General features: G+C 34.5%; 13 protein-coding genes. 12 read left to right on the top strand and 1 reads right to left on the bottom strand.

Annotation, left to right across the window (positions count from 1 at the left end):
* The first annotated feature begins 20 nt into the window (after window positions 1–20).
* The 5 genes from JOC75_RS09040 (at window position 21) to JOC75_RS09020 (ending at window position 8,175) form a co-directional block, all read left to right on the top strand.
* Window positions 21–695: an SGNH/GDSL hydrolase family protein gene (locus tag JOC75_RS09040; RefSeq protein WP_204954205.1), complete on the top strand. Its 675-nt coding sequence runs from the start codon at window positions 21–23 to the stop codon at window positions 693–695.
* 87 nt (window positions 696–782) lie between these two features.
* Window positions 783–2,774 carry a beta-galactosidase gene (locus JOC75_RS09035; protein WP_204953740.1) on the top strand — a complete coding sequence of 664 codons (1,992 nt, stop codon included), beginning with the start codon at window positions 783–785 and terminating at the stop codon, window positions 2,772–2,774.
* A 21-nt stretch (window positions 2,775–2,795) separates the two neighbouring features.
* A complete protein-coding gene (locus JOC75_RS09030; protein WP_204953739.1) occupies window positions 2,796–4,172 on the top strand; it encodes a family 4 glycosyl hydrolase in 1,377 nt (458 codons plus the stop codon).
* A gap of 598 nt (window positions 4,173–4,770) precedes the next feature.
* Window positions 4,771–7,332, top strand: a complete 2,562-nt coding sequence (locus tag JOC75_RS09025) for a rhamnogalacturonan lyase (protein WP_239589381.1) — start codon at window positions 4,771–4,773, stop codon at window positions 7,330–7,332.
* 333 nt (window positions 7,333–7,665) lie between these two features.
* Window positions 7,666–8,175, top strand: a complete 510-nt coding sequence (locus JOC75_RS09020; RefSeq protein WP_204953738.1) for a type 1 glutamine amidotransferase domain-containing protein — start codon at window positions 7,666–7,668, stop codon at window positions 8,173–8,175.
* 343 nt (window positions 8,176–8,518) lie between these two features.
* Here JOC75_RS09020 and JOC75_RS09015 read toward each other — a convergent pair whose 3' ends face one another.
* A complete protein-coding gene (locus JOC75_RS09015) occupies window positions 8,519–9,127 on the bottom strand; it encodes a LysE/ArgO family amino acid transporter (RefSeq protein WP_204953737.1) in 609 nt (202 codons plus the stop codon).
* Window positions 9,128–9,349: 222 nt separating this feature from the next.
* On the opposite strand from JOC75_RS09015, the gene JOC75_RS09010 reads away from it, so the two are divergent.
* The 7 genes from JOC75_RS09010 to JOC75_RS08980 all read left to right on the top strand — a co-directional run bounded on the left by JOC75_RS09010 (window position 9,350) and on the right by JOC75_RS08980 (window position 21,942).
* A complete protein-coding gene (locus JOC75_RS09010) occupies window positions 9,350–10,804 on the top strand; it encodes an aminotransferase-like domain-containing protein (RefSeq protein WP_204953736.1) in 1,455 nt (484 codons plus the stop codon).
* Between the two features lie 528 nt (window positions 10,805–11,332).
* Window positions 11,333–12,325, top strand: a complete 993-nt coding sequence (locus JOC75_RS09005; RefSeq protein WP_204953735.1) for a LacI family DNA-binding transcriptional regulator — start codon at window positions 11,333–11,335, stop codon at window positions 12,323–12,325.
* A gap of 347 nt (window positions 12,326–12,672) precedes the next feature.
* Entirely contained in the window at window positions 12,673–13,956 is a 1,284-nt protein-coding gene (locus JOC75_RS09000; protein ID WP_420828017.1) for a galactooligosaccharide ABC transporter substrate-binding protein GanS, read from the top strand.
* Between the two features lie 114 nt (window positions 13,957–14,070).
* Window positions 14,071–15,327, top strand: coding sequence for a galactooligosaccharide ABC transporter permease GanP (locus JOC75_RS08995; protein WP_204953734.1), 1,257 nt, complete (start codon window positions 14,071–14,073; stop codon window positions 15,325–15,327).
* A gap of 3 nt (window positions 15,328–15,330) precedes the next feature.
* A complete protein-coding gene (locus JOC75_RS08990; RefSeq protein WP_204953733.1) occupies window positions 15,331–16,182 on the top strand; it encodes a galactooligosaccharide ABC transporter permease GanQ in 852 nt (283 codons plus the stop codon).
* A 25-nt stretch (window positions 16,183–16,207) separates the two neighbouring features.
* Complete coding sequence (locus JOC75_RS08985; protein WP_204954202.1) at window positions 16,208–18,274, top strand: beta-galactosidase; 2,067 nt, start codon at window positions 16,208–16,210, stop codon at window positions 18,272–18,274.
* 371 nt (window positions 18,275–18,645) lie between these two features.
* Complete coding sequence (locus JOC75_RS08980; protein ID WP_239589380.1) at window positions 18,646–21,942, top strand: glycosyl hydrolase 53 family protein; 3,297 nt, start codon at window positions 18,646–18,648, stop codon at window positions 21,940–21,942.
* Window positions 21,943–22,033: the final 91 nt, after the last annotated feature.

The raw sequence follows: 22,033 nt of genomic DNA, 5'->3' as shown, positions 1-22,033 counted from the left end.
TGGTAGGAGGAGAAGTTTTGATTCAGAATCAACATACGATTTATATAGCAGGAGATTCCACTGCAGCTAATTGCCCATCTCATGAATCTCCTATGGCAGGATGGGGACAATTTTTCCATCATTTCTTTGATAACCATGTGAGGATTCATAATGAAGCAATGGGTGGTAGAAGCTCAAATAGTTTTATAGAAGAAGGAAGACTCCAATCTATTTTAGACCGTATTAATTCAAATGATTATTTGTTTATCCAGTTTGGACATAACGATCAAAAATCCTATGGTACAGATCCTTATACGACTTATCAATCTTCTTTAAGCGAGTATATTAAAGGAGCTCGTGACAAAGGAGCAAATCCTGTTTTATTAACATCTGTTCATAGAAGGAAATTTGATCAATCCGGTAGTCTTGAAAATACATTAGGCGAATATCCTTATGCAATGATTCAATTGGCAGAGAAGCTAGAAGTTCCAATCATTGATTTATGGACAAAAACAAGAGCTCTTTATGAAGAGCTTGGCATAGAAGGCTCAAAGAAATTGTTTACAATTCTAGAGCCTAATACTCATCCGAATTATCCTGATGGAATTGAAGATAACACGCATTTTTCAGAAACAGGTGCAAGGGAAATAGGAAAATTAGTGGTGGAAGGAATGAAAGAATTAGACTTACCGCTTGTTACGTATTTATCGACTTAATCTAGTAAGGTCACTCTGTTGATAGCAATATTCCGTTGCAATGCTTAGTGACACTCACTAAAAACTAATAATAGGAGATACCTTCATATGAGTAAAAAGTTATATCATGGAGCTGCGTACTATCCTGAATTATGGAATGAGGAAGCAATTGAAGAAGATATAAAATACATGATTGAAGCTGGCATCAATGTAGTAAGGATGGGTGAGTTTGCCTGGTCAATCATTGAAAAAGAAGAAGGGGAAATTGATGTTACCTTTTTTATAGATATGATCAAGAAATTGAGTGAACAGTCAATTGAAACGGTCATGTGTACACCAACTCCCACACCTCCAATTTGGTTAACACATAACCATCCAGAGCGGATGTATGTTAATGAAGATGGAAAGACAATGATTCATGGCTCAAGACAACATATATGTACGAATAATCAATATTTTCGAGAAAAGGCAGCAATTATTACCGAAGAAATTGCTAAAGCAGTAGGAGATCATCCAAGTGTAATTGGGTGGCAGCTAGATAATGAATTTAAATGTCATGTTAGTGAATGCATGTGTGAAACCTGTAAGACTTTATGGCATGAATGGTTAGAAAACCGATATGAATCAATTGACAGATTGAATGAAGCCTGGGGTACTCATATTTGGAGTCAATATTACCATAGCTTTGATCAAATTCCCCAGCCTATTTCAACTCCATTTCTTCATAATTCATCCTTAAAAACAATGTATCAGCTTTTCTCATATGAAAAAATAGCTGAATTTGCTGATGAGCAGGCTGAAATTATTCGAAAATATTCTACTGCACCTATTACTCACAATAGCACAACCTTTTTTCATGTTGATAATGAGAGATTATATAAAAATTTAGATTTTGCTTCATTTGATACATACGCAGAACAAAGCAATTTTGCAGCTTATTTATTCAATTGTGATTTATGGAGAAATTTTAAAAAGAACAGAGATTTTTGGATCATGGAGACGAGCCCATCATATAGTGCTTCACTTGAAAGTCATGCTGCACCACATCCAAATGGTTATCTAAAAGCTGAGGCTGTTGCTGCCTATGCATTAGGGGGAGAAGCATTTTGTTATTGGCTTTGGAGACAGCAGCGAACAGGCTGTGAACAGCCACACGGATCGGTAATTAGTGCATGGGGTAAACCAACAGTTGGTTTTGAAAATGTAAAGGAAGTCGAAGCTGCAAGAATAGATATAGAGTCTATCATTCTATCGACAAAACCATTACAGGCTGAAGTAGCAATAACCTATTCAGACATTGCTAAAGCATTCATGAAAACAGAACCACATCGAAACTTAGATTATCGTTCACTAGTCGTAGAATTTTACGAAAAAGTAGTGAAAGCTGGTTACCATCGTGATCTTCTTCCAGAAGGAGCAGACTTACAGGGATATAAATTATTATTTACTCCATTTATTCATAACGTAACACAAGACTATCGAAAAAGAGCAGAGGATTTTGTTAAGGGCGGTGGAATATGGATTGTTGGTCCTATAACAGGTGGAAGAACGGAACATCATACAATCCATACAGACGCAGCTTTAGGCGAGTTGGACCAACTAGCTGGTGTTGAAACATTATTTACATACCCAATGGATGGAACTGAATCTACTGGAGAATTCATGGGGAAAGCTGCACCACTGAGTTTATGGAGTGCTATTTTCGAGCCCAAAGAAGCTAAAGCAGTCGGTATTATCAGTGAAGGGATATCTAAAGGTAAGACATTCATGACAGAACACTCTGTAGGTAAAGGAAAAGTTGTCATGCTTGGGTCACTACCAACCGCAGAATCTGGTGAAAAGCTCCTAATAAATTGTCTAAATCATTATGCTGAAGAAGCGAATGTATTAATAAAAACAGATGTTACAGAAGGTACAATCGTTGTTCCAAGGCAAGGATCCAATGAGGTTGTGTGGATAATCGTTAATATGGATGGAAACGGAGGCTCGGTTACAATTCCTCATGATGCTGTTGATGGAATTACTGGTGAATTCATTCCAAAAGGAATATATGAAGCTAATGCTTATGAACATAAGGTGGTTTCTTTTCAAAAAAATTAATGAAGAACATGGGGGATCTGCATGACTAATTTACAATCACTTAAAATTGCCTATATTGGTGGGGGATCAAAGGGATGGGCAAAAAGTTTAATGAATGATCTCGCATTAGAAAGTAGAATTTCAGGAACTGTTGCTTTATATGATATTAATTATGAAGCTGCCAAGCGCAATGCACAAATAGGAAATAGAATATCAAATCATGAAGAAGCAAAAAGTAATTGGAAATATGAAGCTGTCACAACGATGGAAGAAGCATTATCAAACAGCGATTTTGTCATCATTTCTATTTTACCAGGTACGTTTGAGGAAATGGCCTCTGATGTTCATACACCTGAAAAATATGGAGTGTATCAATCTGTAGGTGATACAGTTGGTCCCGGCGGTCTTGTCAGAGCGCTTAGAACAATTCCAATGTTTGTGGAAATAGCCCAAGCAATTAAAAGACATGCACCAAAGGCATGGGTTATTAATTATACAAACCCAATGTCACTTTGCACTCGAACACTTTATGAGGTATTCCCAGAAATCAAAGCCTTTGGCTGCTGTCATGAGGTATTTGAAACACAGAATTTGCTAGCTGAAGTTGTAAAAGAATTTCTAGATAAAGAAGTGCAGCATCGCTCTGACATTAAAGTGAATGTTTTAGGTATTAACCATTTCACATGGATAAATAAAGCTAGCTACCAAAACAATGATTTAATGCCTTACTATAAACAATTTGTAGAAAAATATGACGAAACTGGCTTTGAAAAAGAAGAAGGAGAATGGAAAAATAGTGTTTTCTCATCGTGCAATAAAGTCAAGTTCGACTTATATAAAAAATATAGCTTAATAGCTGCTGCTGGTGATCGCCATTTAGCTGAATTCATGCCACCAACATATTTGAAAAATCCAGAAACAGTAGCTGATTGGAAATTTCATCTAACACATGTGGATTTCAGAAAAAAAGATTTAAAAGAAAAAGTGAATCATAATGAAGCATTAATAGAAGGTAGAAGAGAGCTTACTCTTGTCCATTCAAGTGAAGAAGGAGTAAACATTATTCTCGCCCTTCTAGGTTTAGAGGACTTAGTAACAAATGTGAATTATCCAAATAAAGGTCAAATTGAAGGCTTGCCGCTTGGAACAATTGTTGAAACAAATGCTTTATTCAAATACGACTCTGTTCAACCAGTATTTGCAGGGAAACTACCATTAGACATTCATAATATGGTTAGTAGACATGTTATAAATCAAGAATCAATTTTAAAAGCATCATTAACTAAAGATAAACAACTAGCGTTTAATACATTTGTTAATGAGCCACTATTGGCAACGATAAGTAGGGAAGACGCAGAGGAAATGTTTAATGAGATGCTGGAAAATACGAAAAGTTATTTGGCTGGCTGGGATATATAGTTTTGTTTAGGGGTAGGAACAAGGCTCTGTTAAGGAGCCTTGTTTTATTTTGTGTTAAAGACTTTTTTTGCATCGCTTTATTCATGAGTTAAGGTCGTCATAGAGCTAATGAAGGACAAGAACGAGAGGAAGCCCCGAGCAAAAGTCCGTCATAGAGCCGATGAAGGACAAAAACGAGAGGAAAGCCAAGTCAAAAGTCGTTATACTTAATCACAATCCAAAGAAAAACCTTCTTTTTCCAATAACTTTCCAGCAACTAAAAGTCTATTAAAACAACACTGATTTTTAATATAAAGTAACGGTTTTTTATATGTATCTAAGATAATGAATTACTTATAATTGAAATGAGTTCTTGATCACACTAATTAATGAAAGGGCTTACAAAAGTAAAACTAGTAAAGAAGGGAGCCTACGTATAACCACGGGAGAGCTTGTTTCAATTGGTGTACTTGAATTTATTTAAGAAAGTTACTTTATTAAATAGCTAGCAATGAATATACTAACCAATCTAGTTAAGATCAAATAGAATTTCAAGTAATATTGGCCTCACTGCATTTTGACACTTTATCTACTATTAATGAAGGGTGATGAATCAATTTTGAGGAAACAATCTATTACTAAAAAACTAGTTACTTTATCTTTAGCAGCTCCACTTCTTTTTACAGGTTTGCAAGGTAGTGCTTTAGCAGGATCATCTCAAACAAATAAGCATGCCATCCAAGGTAGTTCTGTTCAGCTCGAATATTTAGATAGAGGTCTTGTAGCTGCAAGTACTTCAGAAGGGACATTTTTAAGTTGGAGACTTTTGGCTGATGAAGTGTCAGGTTATTCAGAAACTGGTTTAACTGGTGTTAACTTCAATGTTTATCGTGATGGTAAAAAGATTGGAACAGTTGAGGATAGTACGAACTTTTTAGATAGTAATGGTACAGGTACATCTAAATATTATGTAGCTGCTGTTGAAAATGGTAAGGAAATTGATCAGAGCTCAGAAACAACACCATTGGAAGATACATATGTTGATTTAAAGTTGAAAAAGCCTTCTGATGGTGTTACACCAAGTGGTGAAGCTTATTCTTATACAGCTAATGATATGAGTGTTGGGGATGTTGATGGAGATGGCAAGTATGAGTTTTTTGTGAAATGGGATCCAACAAATTCAAAGGATGTATCACAAAAAGGTTATACAGGAAATACGTATATTGATTGCTATACATTTGATGGGACATTGCTGTATAGGATTGACCTTGGAGTTAATATCCGTTCAGGTGCTCATTATACACAATTTTTAGTATATGATTTTGATGGAGATGGAAAGTCTGAATTAATGTTTAAAACAGCACCAGGTACAAAAGTAATAAAGTTTGATGCAAAAGGAAACGTTAAATCTGAAGAATTTATTACAATGCTCAAAGAAGATAAAAAAGAAGGATATAGTCATCAAGATGATTATCGAATGAGTAGTGAAGATTATTATAACCATGTTGTTGATATGTTTAAGAATTGGCATAATCATGAGGAAGTTGTAAATGGTAATTGGCCAGAATCACTTGAAGAAGCCTTCGGAATTGAAAAGAAATATGAATACCCGTTATCAACTGAAGATGCTGAAAGTTTAGCAGATTATTTTATTGATGAATATGCTCCAAGCAGAAGTAGCCGTAATAATTTAAGAGATTTTGAAGGATTTATTGTGAAAGGTCCTGAGTATTTAACTGTTTTTAATGGAGAAACTGGCTCTGAAATGGAAACTATTCGTTATAAACATGAACGTCATGATGACGGATTAATGTGGGGAGATTACGCGATGTCACGAATTGAGCCTGGTAATCGAGTCGATCGCTTTTTAGCTGGTGTAGCTTATTTAGATGGTAAGAAACCATCTGCTATTTTTTCACGAGGCTATTATACAAGAGCAACACTAGTTTCATATAGTTGGGATGGTAAACAACTTAAAGAAGAGTGGGACGTTGATAGTGGCTGGACACCAATGACAAATCCTTTTAATGATGGACCACATGGAAGACTTGGCACAAGTGAAGAATTTGGTTCACTTACAACTCAAGGCGCACACTCCTTAAGTACAGCTGATGTTGATGGAGATGGTAAGCAGGAAGTGATTTATGGATCTTCCACAATTGACCATGATGGTTCTTTGCTATATAGCTCAAGTGATGTGATGCCACCTGAAAGTGCAACACCAGGTGTAACGGCTGGGTTAGGTCATGGTGATGCATTACATGTTGCAGATATCGACCCTAATAGAGAAGGCTTAGAAATATTTATGGTTCATGAAGGTGGACGCTGGGCTCCATATGGCTATGCACTTAGAGATGCTGCAACAGGAGAAGTCATTTATGGTGGCTATACTGGTAGGGATACTGGTAGAGGAATGGTAGGTGATATTGATCCTGATCAAAGTGGGCTAGAAACATGGGCTGTTGGATTGTGGACAGCTAATGGAACGAAGCTTGATACACGCTCACCGGGAACGAATATGAATATAAAATGGTCGGGTGATATGACAACACAGATTGTGAATGGATCAGGAGATAAAACACCAACAATTGATGATTGGAAAAAAGGAACAGTTCTAACTGCTTCAAATACGAAAACGAATAATGGTACAAAAGGAAATCCTTCATTAGTTGCTGATATTTTTGGAGATTGGCGTGAGGAATTGCTTGTTCGAACTGATGATAGTCAATCAATTAGAATTTATTTAAGCACAGAAGTGACAGACCGTAAATTATATACTTTAATGCATGATGCACAATATAGAACAGGTATTGCTTGGCAAAACGTCGGTTATAATCAACCAGCATATCCAAGCTATTACTTTGCTTCTGATACAAATTGGAAAAGTGTTTCACAACCAGATATGATAATGCCTGGTGAGTTAACTTCTTTAGCAAATCTAGTCGACATATATGAAGAAAATGGAGAGCTGAAAGGCTCAATTATACGTAAACTTGAAAATACGTTAAAACAAGCTCAACATCATATGGATAAAGGCTCTGATAAAAAGGGGATTTTCTTTTTAGAAAAATTCATTAAACAATTAGATCAAAAACAGAAGAAAAAAGAAGTTAGCGAAAATGCAAAATCAATATTAACAGCTAAGGCTGAGAGTATAATAATGAATATAAAGGAACGTTAAGGGAGATAACCAATTTAATAGCTACCTTAGAATAGATTATAAGACTTTCTATTTTAGGGTAGCTTTTCTATTTAAGAATTCTGTTAACTATAAAATCAATCAGTAAATAATTATCCGTATAACTATTGAAACTAAGTTTAAATTTCAATATATAGTATCACTGCAATTCATTATGTAAACCTTGACAAATAAAGAGTTTCCCTATTAATCTAGATGTGCGTACAAATTTATTTTTTAAGTTTTCATGATCGAAAAAATTATTGTTTTGTACTAAAAACTTATCTTAAAATCGTAACTATTAAATCATTATTCTATGAATTAGGAGGAAGTTAAATGGCTAAAGTAGCATTTTTATTAGCAGGTGGTTTTGAAGATTCAGAGATGATCAATCCCTATGAAGCAATTAAAGAGGCAGGTCATGAGGCAGTGATTATTGGCTTGGAAAAGGGTGTGGAATGTCCAGGTAAGCAAGGGACAGTTTCTTATACAGCAGAATTAGGGGCAGCAGATGCAAACGGAAGTGATTTTGCCGGAGTGGTTATTCCTGGTGGTGGGGCTCCCGAGGCTTTACGTGTAAATGAGGATGTTGTTCGTTTTGTTAAAGAACTAAATGAACAACATAAGGTAATCTCAGGTATATGTCACGGCCCTCAAGTTATGATTAGTGCGGATGTATTAAAAGGAAAAGAAGCAACAAGCTATATCGGTATTCGTGATGATATCAAACTAGCAGGTGCCATTTATAAAGATGAAGAGGTGGTTGTTGGTGAAAATATAGTAACATCTCGTACTCCAGCCGATGAACCTGCTTTTATACGAGAAATACTGGCTAAATTATCATAATATCAGTTTAGTATTTTTAACAATTGAATACTTATATACAAAAAGAGGGTGGGACAAAAGTATATAAGCTAATGATAAACCCGAATTATTAGGAGATATTTCAATTAATCATTCGCCTAATAGTTCGGGTTTTTATATGTCTTCTTCAATAGATTTTTTGACTTTGCATACTATTTTTAGGAGCTAGTGGAAAGCGAGTGTCTGCAGCGCAATGGTACGAACCTGTTTCTTTCAGCTTAATTGATTTTAGATTTATTCGTCTTTTTTGTATGACTTCTTTAATTATGTGCAAGCCTCTTTGTATGTATTTAGTTTTAAGTGTATGCTCTTTTGTATATCACTACTAAAATAACTGACTAATAATATAAATCGCCATAATCCAAATAATAATGGCTGAAAATTGATTTATGTACCTTAAGTACTTCCCATTTGTATCTAGCTGTCCGATTTTTCTACCTGTAATAGCTAGGGCTAAGAACCAAAGCCAAGAAATGGCAATACACGCCAATGCAAAAAGCCATTTATCTGGTCCGCTATAAGTTAATGAACTAGTGCCAATCACTCCAATTGTATCCATAATCGCATGGGGATTTAAAAGTGACACAGAAGTTGCAAAAGTTATCTGTTTTTTTGGTGAAAACTGATTTAGATCTTCCTGTTTTATTACTTGAGAAGAATCCCGCCACATAATCCACCCCATATAAATTAAGAATACAAAGCCAATTATAAAGATAATAGTTTTTAACCAAATAAAGTTAAAAACAATAAGTGAAATACCAGTAACAGCTAGTGAAATTAAGAACGTATCACAAATTGCAGCAGTAACAATCGCGGGTAAGGCGTTTGTGAATTTTTTATGAGTTGCTCCTTGTGTGAATACAAAAATATTTTGAACCCCTAAAGGTAAAATAAGACCAAAAGCTAAAAACACTCCGTGAAGTAATGGTTCCAAAATCATCCCTCCCTTTCTCTCATAATAGAATAACGAAAAAGGTTCATGATGTCTCCAACCAATTGGATGGGAATTAACCCAACCAATCGATTGAAATACTATCTATATTCAATTACACTATTGATTAAAGAAACTCTAGGACATTAAAACTACTAAGGTATAGTGCTGGAGTGAATACGTAAAAATCAATATTTTTAAATATAAAAGGAACCGAGGGAAAGCATGTCTGAAATAGAATGGAAACCCAAAAGAAATTCCCGACAATCATTAACTTTTCAAATTGTTACATATATGAAAAAGAAAATACTAAATGGAGAGTGGACAATTGGTATGAAGTTACCATCGCAAAGAAAGATGGCGAAACAATTTGATGTAAATCGAAGTACAATTGTCAGTGCACTTGAGGAATTAGTAGCAGATGGATTTCTTCAATCAAAGGTTGGAAGTGGCACTAACGTTGTTAATAACACGTGGAGCTTAATTGCGTCTTCACCCCCACCCGATTGGGTTAGTTATGTAAAATCTGGTATTCATGAACCAAATATAACGATGATTCAAAAAATTAATGAAGCTGAAGCAGATTCAAAAATGATCCGGCTTGGTACAGGTGAGCTGGCTCCTGAATTGTTACCTGTTGAAGATATGAAGCGGCTAATGCAAATAAATGAAACTGAAACTCTTTTTTTAGGATATGAAGAACCAAAAGGTAGTCTAACTTTAAGGAAAACGATTTGTGAAAACTTAAAAAGAAAAGGTATAGATGTTTCACCTGCTTCAATTTTAATCGTTTCTGGAGCTTTACAAGCCTTACAGCTCATATCAATAGGATTATTAAAACGAGGCTCGGTTATTTTCCATGAAACACCATCATACTTAAATTCTGTTCATGTGTTTCAATCTGCAGGTATGAATTTATTTGGGGTTTCAATTGATCATGAAGGAATTAATCATGAAGAAATTGGTGTGCTAAAAAAGCAACATCATGGTGCATTACTTTACACAATACCGTCCTATCATAATCCAACAAGTATACTTATGTCTGAAAATAGAAGAAAACAAGTATTAGACATGTGTCAGCAGGAATCACTTCCTATTATTGAAGATGATGTATATGGAGAGTTATGGTTTGATTACCCTCCACCAAAGCCGATTAAAGCCAATGATCATAATGGGAATGTGCTTTATATTGGAAGTGTTTCTAAATCATTGAGTCCTGGACTTAGAATTGGATGGCTTGTTGGACCAGAACCTGTCATTGATAGGTTAGCAGATATAAAAATGCAAACAGATTATGGCTCAAGCTCGATCTCGCAACATATGGTTCAAAAATGGATGGTCAGTGGTATGTATGATGAGTATTTAGCACATGTAAGAAAGGAATTAAAGAAAAAGCGCGATTTTATGTTAGATGTGCTAAATAGTTATTATTCAGATATTGCAATTTGGGAAATACCAAAAGGTGGTTTCTTTATATGGCTTCAATTTAAAATAGATATTTCTATTAGAAGTTTATTTGAGGTATCTCTGAAGGAAGGTATTCTTTTAAATCCTGGTAGTGTGTATGATAAAAATGACCGGAAACATCTTAGACTGTCGTACTCATATGCTTCATTACAAGAAATAGAAGAAGGGTTAATACATTTATCGAAAATAATAAGAGCTAAGGAACATTGTTAGAGAATAATTTGAGCCAGTATTTGTGCTGATTTATTGTACTACTGGGAATAAAACTTATTTAAGACGTTTCGCTATTATTTGTTCTCTTTATTTTGTTTTGGTAAGTATCGTAAAAAAAGAAAGCTCGTGATTATATAGTAAATTCCTAAAATAGCTAAACAGTCTTGTATAACGGTAAATAACTTATAATCCTTGATAAAATACATCCATATAAAAAAACTTATCAAAAAAATGATTGGATATAAGATAAAATAACCAATGAAATAAATCCTTTTAATATTATTCATGAAAAACCACCATCACCATTATTTATTGAAATTCTTATAAGCTTTGAATTACTTAAACATGTTAATTTTATCGTAACATAAAAATTGGAAGTTATGTTTACATATTATTAATTGAGTAAAAGGGTTTAGAATTTTAATACTTTACATATTCGTAAAATGTAGTAAAATAAAGTAAAATATTTTACTAACGAAGACTTGGGGTTTTGTTAGGTAAAGGGAAGATGATTTGGAGGTGAAGAGAATGGCTACAATTAAAGATATTGCGAAAGAAGCGGGGTATTCTATTTCAACAGTATCTCGTGTTCTAAACAATGACCAAAGCCTTTCTGTTCCGGATGAAACGAGAGAAAAAATTTATGATGTTGCAGAAAAGTTAAATTATAAGAAAAATAAAGTAAGATTATTAGTGAAAAATATAGCTTTTCTCTACTGGCTAACTGATAAAGAGGAACTAGAGGATGTATATTTTAAAACAATGAGACTTGAAATTGAAAAGCTGGCCAAAAAATTCAATGTAGAATTAACAACCTATAAAATAACTGATGGTATTAGCATCATACCTGATAATATTGAAGGTTTTATTGCAGTAGGTACGTTTTCTGATAAAGAGTTAGCTCATCTTAGAAGCTTAACTTCTAATGGAGTTTTTATAGATTCAACACCTGATCCAAGCCATTTTGATTCAGTTAAACCAGATTTAGCTCAGGTCGTAACTAAAACGGTTGATCTTTTTATAGAAAAAGGACATACAGAAATAGGGTTTATAGGTGGGACTTATCATAATCCGAACAATGATCAAGATGAGATGGATTTTCGAGAACGAATATTTCGACAATATATGGTAGAAAAAGGTTTACTTAAGGAAGAATATATATTTTGTCATAGAGGATTTTCTGTAGATAATGGTTATTATTTAATGAAAAATGCAGTAGATAATCTGGGAGATCAATTACCTACAGCATTTTTCATTGCATCAGATGCTATTGCAGTAGGTTGTCTGCAGGCATTAAATGAAATGGGGATAGCGATACCGAATCGAGTGAGTATTGTTAGTATCAATAATATAAGTGTGGCAAAATATGTTTCTCCTCCATTAACAACGTATCATATTGATATTCAGGAATTGTGTAAAAATGCGATTGAATTATTGCTCGAACAAGTACTTGAAAAGCGTAAGCTTGTTAAAACATTGTATATAGGATCCAATTTAGTTGTGAGAAAAAGTACAAATTAAATAATGGGTATTTATATTTCATTAAAAAAGTGTTGAATCTTAGCTATTTGAGCTAAGATTCAACACTTTTTTGTTTTTTAGAAACGTTTAGTTTTAGTACATATTAATGAAGTAAAGATCTTATCAACTCTTGTTTCACCTTGTGCCAATCCTTTGTTCGAGCCTTCTATGGAAGTATCGGAAGCATAGGAGAAACACTACAAAATATCGATCTATTAATTTCGTAAATAATTTTACCGATTATAGTAAAATATTTGTTTACTTATTTTTTACCTCATGATATATTAGTTTTAGTAAAGCGTTTCCATTGAAAGAAATTGCTGATCTTACTAAAGGGGGACAATATAGTGAAGAAAAATAAAAAGTTTTTAGGGCTTATGAGTGGTATAGCTTTAAGTTTAGCTTTAGTGGGCTGCGGACCACAGGAAAGTGGTAGTGGAGAGACAAGCCCAGAAAAAGATGCTTCTAATGGAACGACAGAATTATTAGTTTGGGAAGATCAAGATAAAGCTGCTGGAATTGCAGATGCTGTTGCTGCCTTTGAAGAAGAACATGATGTAAAAGTTAAAGTGGTTGAAAAAACATATGCTCAACAAATTGAAGATTTACGTTTAGATGGTCCAGCTGGAACTGGTCCAGATGTATTAACTATGCCTGGTGATCAAATTGGAACAGCTGTAACTGAAGGTTTAGTAAAGGAATTAACTGTTGGAGAAGATGTTCAATCAATTTATACAGATGTTGCAATGCAGTCACAAACAGTAGAAGGTAAAGTTTATGGTTTACCAAAAGCTGTTGAAACAACAGTACTCTTCTATAACAAAGATTTAGTTTCTGAAGATCAATTACCAACAACATTAGATGGATGGTATGACTTGTCTAAAGAAATGACTGACGGTGAGAAGTTTGGTTTCTTAGCATTGTTTGATCAAATTTATTATGCACAAAGTATTATGAGTGGTTATGGAGGATATATCTTTGGGAAAGACGATAAAGGAAATTATGATCCTACTGATATTGGCTTAAACAATGAAGGCGCTGTTGAGGGAGCACAATATATTCAAAAATTTTATAAAGAAGGCTTATTTCCAGCAGGTATCATTGGGGAACAAGGAATTAATGTCTTAGATACATTATTTACAGAAGGAAAAGCGGCAGCTGTTATTTCTGGTCCTTGGAATACTGAGCCATATGCAAAAGCAGGTATTAACTATGGAGTTGTAAAATTACCAGAATTATCAAATGGTGACAATATGAGCTCATTCGTTGGAGTGAAAAGCTATAACGTAAGTGGCTATTCAAAAAATGCTGAGCTTGCACAAGAGTTAGTTGTATTTCTTGCAAATGAAGAAAATTCTAGAAAAAGATTTGAAATTACAAAAGAAGTTCCAGCTGTAGCATCTCTAGCAAATGACCCAGTTGTTGCAGAAGATGTATCAGCGCAAGCAGTGGCAGAGCAATCACAATTTGCTGAATTAACACCAAACATTCCAGAAATGAATGAAGTGTGGACACCAACTGATTCAGCTCTACAAACAATTGCTACAGGTAAAGCTGAGCCACAAGCAGCGTTAGATCAAGCTGTTGAAACAATTAAAGGGCAAATTGAAGCAAAACATTCAGGTAAATAATTAAGGTTTGAATAATGGTGTCAAACGTTACTCTTCGTTTGACACCATTTATTATAAGTTTTAAAGAACAGACGGAATGATTTGATTTCCTGTCTATATAGAGAGGTGAAGAAAATGCAACATCGTAGAAATGCCTTATTATTATCTGTGATTCCAGGTCTTGGACAATTTTATAACAAGCAGTGGATTAAGGGGCTTATCTATTTAATTTTAGGCGTATCTTTCATTGCTGTATTTAAAGATTTATTAAATATGGGCTTTTGGGGTCTATTTACCTTAGGAACAGAAGTACCACGTGATAACTCTGTTTTTCTTCTAGCAGAAGGTATTATTGCTGTTATTGTTACCTGTTTTGGTCTAGGGATTTATTATTTGAATTTAAGAGACGCATACAATAATGGGAAGTTACGAGATGAGAATAAAGAATTAAGTTCACTGAAGGAACAATACCAGAATTTAATGGCTCATGGTTACCCATATGTGATTAGTGGTCCATCTCTATTCATCCTAATCTTTGCCGTTATTTTTCCTATTCTATTTAGCTTTGCTTTAGCATTTACAAATTATGATTTATATCATTCTCCTCCTGCTAATCTAGCTGATTGGGTTGGATTACAAACATTTGCAGAGATTTTCACCGTTGATATTTGGCGTTCTACGTTCTTTGATGTTTTATCTTGGACTGTTATTTGGACTCTAGTAGCATCAACACTTCAAATTAGTATTGGTATTTTCCTCGCTGTTTTGGTAAATCAAAAAGCAATTCGCTTTAAGAGATTATTTCGAACAATTTTAGTTTTACCTTGGGCAGTACCTGGTTTTGTAACGATATTAATTTTCGCAGGTTTATTCAACGACAGTTTTGGTGCAATTAACAATGATATTTTAGCAGCATTTGGCATTGATCCGATTCCTTGGTTAACAGATCAAAATTGGTCAAAATTAGCACTTATCCTCATGCAGGGGTGGTTAGGCTTTCCATATATTTTCTTAGTTACAACTGGTGTCCTTCAATCAATTCCTGAAGATCTTTATGAGGCAGCTACAATTGATGGTGCGTCGATGTTTGCTAAATTTAAAAATATTACTATGCCAATGATTTTAATAGCAATGGCTCCAATACTTATAACACAATATACGTTTAACTTTAATAATTTTAATATTATCTATCTATTTAATGGTGGTGGTCCAGCTGTACCTGGGTCAAATGCTGGTGGAACTGATATTTTAGTATCTTGGATTTATAAATTAACGATGCAATCGAGTCAGTATTCTCTTGCAGCAGCATTAACTATTTTACTTTCTGTATTTGTTATTGTGATCGCATTATGGCAATTCAGACGGACGAAATCGTTTAAAGAGGAGGTTTAAAAAATGCTGTCAAATACAAAGACGAGAAAATTTATAAGTCTCCTAATTTCTTATGCAATCTTAATTTTTACGTCTGTTATCATCATTTATCCGTTAATTTGGACTGTAGGCGCAAGCTTTAACCCAGGTAATAGTTTAATTAGTACATCGATCATACCGAAAAATCCAACTTTGGATCATTATAGAGAATTGTTTGCTGGTAAAGAAAGCTTACAATACGGTCAATGGTATTTAAACTCATTAAAAATTAGTGTGTTTACCATGATAGGGACTGTTGCTAGTGTTTGTTTTACAGCCTATGCCTTTTCTCGATTCCGTTTTAAAGGGAGAAAAAATGCTTTAACGTTATTTCTATTATTACAAATGATTCCTCAGTTTTCAGCTTTAATTGCTCTATTTGTTTTAGCGCAAATTCTAGGAATGATGAATAATCATTGGTTATTAATTCTGCTTTATATAGGTGGTCTTATTCCAATGAATACGTACCTTATGAAGGGCTATATGGATTCGATTCCAATTGATCTTGATGAAAGCGCAAGGATTGATGGAGCGAGCAATACACGAATCTTTTTACAAATTATAATGCCACTTTCAAGACCAATGGTTGCTGTAGTTGCCATGCTAGGATTCACAGGACCTCTTGGCGATTTCATCTTATCATCAACGATTTTAAGATCAGCTGAGTACTATACATTGCCAATTGGGCTATTTAACTTAGTAAACGATGTAATGGGTGCAAGTTATACAACCTTTGCTGCAGGGGCGATCTTAATAAGTATTCCAATTGCTCTTATTTTTATCCTTTTGCAAAAGAACTTTGTTTCAGGGTTAACAGCAGGTGGCACAAAGGGTTAAAGAAATATTGTATTAAAAGGAGAGAATTATGTCTAAGAGTAATAAAACATATACATCAAAAGCAAATTTCATGCTTCATGGAGGAGACTACAATCCTGATCAATGGTTAGATCGTCCTGACATTTTAGAGGATGACATAAAGCTTATGAAGCTTGCACACACAAATACATTTTCAGTAGGAATCTTTGCTTGGAGTGCACTTGAACCTGAAGAAGGTGTATATAACTTCGAGTGGTTAGATGAAATTTTTGAAAATATCACTAGTATTGGTGGTCGAGTTATTTTAGCTACACCGAGTGGTGCTCGCCCTGCGTGGATGTCTCAAAAATATCCTGAAGTATTAAGGGTAAACGGAAACAGATTAAAGCAGTTACATGGTGGTCGTCATAACCATTGCTTTACTTCAAAAGTTTATCGTGAAAAAACGCAGGAAATGAACAGACTATTAGCAGAGAGATATGGTCAACATTCAAGTTTATTAATGTGGCATATTTCCAATGAATATGGTGGGGAATGTCATTGTGATTCATGTCAGCATGCATTCAGAGATTGGTTAAAAGAAAAATATAATAATAGTTTGGAGTCTTTAAATGATGCATGGTGGGGTCCTTTCTGGAGTCATACTTATAATGATTGGTCACAAATTGAATCTCCTTCTCCGATAGGTGAGAGTGCCGTTCATGGATTAAACTTGGATTGGCGTCGATTTGTTACAGATCAAACAATAAACTTTTATGAAAATGAAATTGTGCCATTAAGAGAATTAACACCTAACATCCCAATTACGACAAATTTTATGGCAGACACATTTGACTTAATTCCATTTCAAGCCTTAGATTACAGCAAGTTTGCAAAGCATCTTGATGTTGTTAGCTGGGATGCATATCCTGCTTGGCACAATGATTGGGAAAGCACTGCTGAGTTAGCAATGAAAGTTGGCTTTATTAACGATTTATATAGAAGCCTTAAACAGCAGCCGTTCTTATTAATGGAATCAACACCGAGTGGAGTAAACTGGCATGAAGTAAATAAGGCAAAAAGACCAGGTATGCATTTGCTTTCTTCTATGCAAATGGTTTCACATGGCTCTGATAGTGTTTTGTATTTTCAATGGAGAAAATCACGTGGATCGTCTGAAAAGTTCCATGGAGCTGTTGTTGATCATGATAATAGTTCAGAAAATCGAGTATTTAAAGAGGTTGCACAGGTTGGTCAAACATTAGAAAAGCTATCAGATGTAGTTGGAACAAATCGTCCATCTGAGGTAGCGGTTTTCTATGATTGGGAAAATAACTGGGCAATAAATGATGCTCAAGGCTTTGGACTTAAAACGAAGCTTTATCCACAAACGTTACAACAGCATTACCGCACTTTCTGGGAACAAGATATCCCAGTAGATGTTATTACAAAAGAGCAGGATTTTTCTGATTATAAATTACTTATTGTGCCAATGCTTTATTTAGTTAGTGAGGAAACAATTTCAAGATTAAAAGCATTTGTTGCAAATGGCGGTAAATTAGTTATGACTTATATCAGTGGTCTTGTGAATGAACATGATTTAACTTATATGGGTGGCTGGCATAAAGACCTTCAAGAGATTTTTGGTATGAAGCCTCTTGAAACAGATACTTTGTATCCAAAGGATAGAAATTATGTGACTTACAAAAACAAGTCATATGAAATGAAAGATTATGCAACAGTAATTGCTCTTAATTCTGCTAATGTAGAAGGAGTCTATCAAGAGGATTTTTATGAAAATACACCTGCAGTAACTAGTCATCAATATGGAAAAGGAAAATCATATTATATTGGTGCACGGTTAGATGAACAATTTCACAGAGACTTTTATAGTGAATTAATAGACGAATTAAGTCTTGGAGCTGTTTGTGATATTAAACATGAACAAGGTGTTTCTGTTCAAGTCAGACAGGCAGAAAATAGTGATTATATTTTCATCATGAACTTTACAGAAGAAAAACAACCTATTAGCTTTGATTTCCAAGGAAAAGATATGGTTTCTGGAGATGTAATTAGTGGAGACATAATGCTAGATAGGTATGAAGTAAAAATAATTGAGAAAACAAACAGCTAGTAAATTCTTATAGTAAGAGCGTCCATTCTAATGTAGATTGGATGTCTCTTTACTTGTTTTGAAACAAATTCCTTTGTACATAAAAGTAACCGCTTACTTTAATTGAAGTGATGCGACAAGAAATCAAATAGCTTAAAATATTTACTTTTTGGCTCTGTTAAACTTTGTTGTTGATTTCCGTTACAGGCATTCGCTTTTCGCGGGCGGTCCGGGAGCCTCCTCTGCGCAAGCACCTGAGGGGTCTCCCTTTGACACGCTTCTCTAAGCAGGAGTCTCATATATTCACTTCCAATCAACAAAGTGCTAAAAATCAACATTAAGCTTTAACATAGCCTATTTTAAAAATGAAAAAATCGAAGGGTGGTAAAAATATGTGTAAAAGAAAGAATAGTAGAATAATCGTATCAATGTTTTTAGCATTAATTTTGCTATTGAGCTCATTTCTTGAACAAACTAATGTAAGTTATGCTGCAGATTCAGTAGATAATCTTTTTGTGAATAGTGGATTTGAAACAGATTTTTGGGAAGATGGTTCATGGGCTGTTGAAACTGAGAACTGGGATGGTGTTGATTTACAGTATTTTAATTATGCAAGTGACGAGTGGATAACTCCTCAGGAAGGAGAACATGCTTTCAAATATTGGGTGAAAGATACTTCAACTGAAAATCAGTTATTCACAATAAAACAAACAGTAGAGAGCCTTCCTGCTGGAAGTTATCAATTATCGGTTAATTCGATGGGGGGAGAAGCTGCTGAAGCAGGACATGTCACTCTGTTTGCTGGAGAAAATAAGTTGGATCCAGTTATGACTGAGGGCTACAATAATTGGGACACGGTTACCTTTTCATTTGATTTAACAGAAGAAGCGACTGATCTTGAAGTAGGAGCTACAATTACAGGTGCCCCTAATTCTTATGGTTTTATAGATAGCTTTAATCTAGTTTCAAAGGATAATAGTTCACAGCAAGTTGAAGCTGATATTTTCGTAGAGAAAGTAGCAGGAATAGATAACGAATTTATTAAAGGTGTAGATGTTTCAAGTATTATTTCTTTAGAAAACAGTGGTGTAGATTTTTATAACGAAGCTGGGGAAGTACAAGATATTTTTACAACGATGAAGGAAGCAGGAGTTAATTATAGTCGTGTACGTATTTGGAATGATCCATATGATTCAGAAGGTAATGGATATGGTGGCGGAAATAATGATTTAGAAAAGGCAATTGAGATTGGAAAAAGATCAACAGCAAATGGCATGAAGTTGTTAGTAGATTTCCATTACTCAGATTTCTGGGCGGATCCTGCAAAACAACAAGCACCAAAGGCTTGGCAGGATTTAAGCTTTGAAGATAAAAAAACAGCAGTTTACAACTATACAAAAGAAAGCCTTCAAACCTTATTAGATGAAGGTATTGATGTTGGTATGGTTCAAGTTGGTAATGAAACAAATGGTGCGATTGCTGGAGAATCTGATTGGTCAAAAATGAGTGCATTATTTAATGAAGGTAGTAAAGCAATTAGAGAAATTGATCCAAACATCTTAGTAGCATTACATTTTACCAACCCAGAAACAGCTGGAAGATATAGTTCCATTGCTAAAACTCTAGATGATCATCAAGTTGATTATGATGTTTTTGCTAGCTCCTATTATCCATTTTGGCATGGAACGTTGGATAATTTAACAACAGTTTTGAAAAATGTAGCTGATACGTACGGTAAAAAAGTGATGGTTGCTGAAACATCTTATGCTTATACTGCTGAAGATGGTGATGGTCATGGTAATACAGCACCAAAGAATTCGGGTCAAACATTAAATTATCCAATTACTGTTCAAGGTCAAGCTAATTCTGTAAGAGATGTTATTGAAGCAGTTGCAAATGTAGGAGATGCGGGTATTGGTGTGTTTTATTGGGAACCGGCATGGCTTCCAGTAGGGTCAGATTTAGAACAAAACAAATCAATTTGGGAAGAATACGGCTCAGGTTGGGCTACTAGTTATGCTACAGAATATGATCCACATGATGCAGGACAATGGTTTGGCGGAAGTGCTGTAGATAATCAAGCATTATTTGATTTTAAGGGACAACCTCTTTCTTCCTTAAATGTATTCAAATATGTTGATACAGGAGCAGTTGCACCTTTAGAAATTGATGAAATAAAAGATATATCTGTAAGTGCAAATGTAGGTGAAGATATTTCATTACCTACGATAGTTACTGTTATTTACAATGATGGTAGTGAGGGATCTGTAAATGTTGCTTGGGATCAATCGGCATTAGCAGCAGCTATTAAAGCTGGAGAAGGGTCATATGAAATTGACGGTACGGTTGAAGGTGACGGTGCTGTTAAGGCACATCTACAAATCAATGCAAAAAATTATGTATTTAATGCTAGTTTTGAAAATGATGATAGAAGTATGTGGAAAATTACTTATGATAGTGAAACATCTGGATACGCTACTTTCCAACAAAAAGCATCAGATGCAAAATCTGGTGAATATTCATTACATTATTATTCAGGTGAACAAATTGACTTTGATGTTACACAAACAATCACAGGTTTAGAGCCAGGTTATTATAGTTTATCAATGTTTTTGCAAGGTGGAGATGCAGACGAATCTGAAATGTATCTTTATGCAACAACAGAAGATCAAGAATATAAACAGAATACTTCTGTGAATGGTTGGGTGAATTGGAGTAACCCTGAAATCAAAGAAATACTTGTATTAGATGGTACGTTGACTATTGGAGCAAAAATTAAGGCAAATCCAGGCGCATGGGGTACTTTAGATAACTTTTACTTACAACGAACAGGTGATTATGTAGTTGACGAGCCAGAAGTTGATCCAATTCCAGAGTTGGAAGAACCAGGGACAGGTGAAGGGGAACCAACAACACCGGAACCAGGTAATAATGGTAGGGAAAAAGAAAAACCAACATTACCAAAACCCGAAAAAGTAAAAAAAGATAAAAAACCTGCGACTATTAAGCTAAAATTAATAGATGGTAAAGTAATAATTGATAACAAAGAAATAGAAAAGATTAAGGAAAACAATGGTCTATTGATTGTTAATTTCGAGAGTACAAAAGCACCTGTTACTTTAACAAAAGAAAATATTGCTTTGTTAAAAGAAAAGGGGATAGAAAAGATCATGTTATCTCCAAAAGGTGTTGGAACAAGCATTAGCATTCCACTTGAGATGATTGAGGAAGGCGCAAATGTTGAAATTAAACGTCTGAAAAATACGACAGACTCAAGATTTGTTAGTGGAATTTATGATTTTACAATTAAAGTTGGAGAAGCGACACTTCATTCATTTCGTGTACCACTTGAGCTAACATTCAAAGTGGATAATAGTAAAGTGAAAAATACAGATAACCTTCGAGTTGTTTACTTTAATGAAAATACAAAGAAATGGGAAATTGTTAAAGGTGTAGTATACAATGATGGTCAAGTAACTGTCCAAACAGATCACCTTAGTATCTATTCTGTAGTAGAAATTGAAAATGAAGAAGATGTAACAGAGCTTGCAAGTGCTTCAACAGAAAGCTATGAGTTACCAAATACAGCAACAAAAACATACAATAATCTGATCATTGGATTGCTTTTAATTGTTATTGGATCTGTATTTGTATGGAGACAACGTAAATATTTAAAAATGAATAGTTAATAAATAGATCGAAAAAAGCCCTAATCTGAAGAGGATTAGGGCTTTTTAAAGCTTGTTGAGAAGCATAAATAAATTTTATCTTCGATTTTTG

Source organism: Metabacillus crassostreae (assembly GCF_016908395.1).
GTDB lineage: Bacteria > Bacillota > Bacilli > Bacillales > Bacillaceae > Metabacillus > Metabacillus crassostreae.
Note: the sequence above shows the minus strand (reverse complement) of the source record. Positions and strands in the feature narration are given on the sequence as shown.

Coding starts and splice junctions, on each gene's coding strand:
- JOC75_RS08995 (WP_204953734.1), top strand. CDS start 14,071: ATGCAACATCGTAGAAATGCCTTATTATTATCTGTGATTCCAGGTCTT.
- JOC75_RS09010 (WP_204953736.1), top strand. CDS start 9,350: ATGTCTGAAATAGAATGGAAACCCAAAAGAAATTCCCGACAATCATTA.
- JOC75_RS09035 (WP_204953740.1), top strand. CDS start 783: ATGAGTAAAAAGTTATATCATGGAGCTGCGTACTATCCTGAATTATGG.
- JOC75_RS09030 (WP_204953739.1), top strand. CDS start 2,796: ATGACTAATTTACAATCACTTAAAATTGCCTATATTGGTGGGGGATCA.
- JOC75_RS09005 (WP_204953735.1), top strand. CDS start 11,333: ATGGCTACAATTAAAGATATTGCGAAAGAAGCGGGGTATTCTATTTCA.
- JOC75_RS09020 (WP_204953738.1), top strand. CDS start 7,666: ATGGCTAAAGTAGCATTTTTATTAGCAGGTGGTTTTGAAGATTCAGAG.
- JOC75_RS08990 (WP_204953733.1), top strand. CDS start 15,331: ATGCTGTCAAATACAAAGACGAGAAAATTTATAAGTCTCCTAATTTCT.
- JOC75_RS08980 (WP_239589380.1), top strand. CDS start 18,646: ATGTGTAAAAGAAAGAATAGTAGAATAATCGTATCAATGTTTTTAGCA.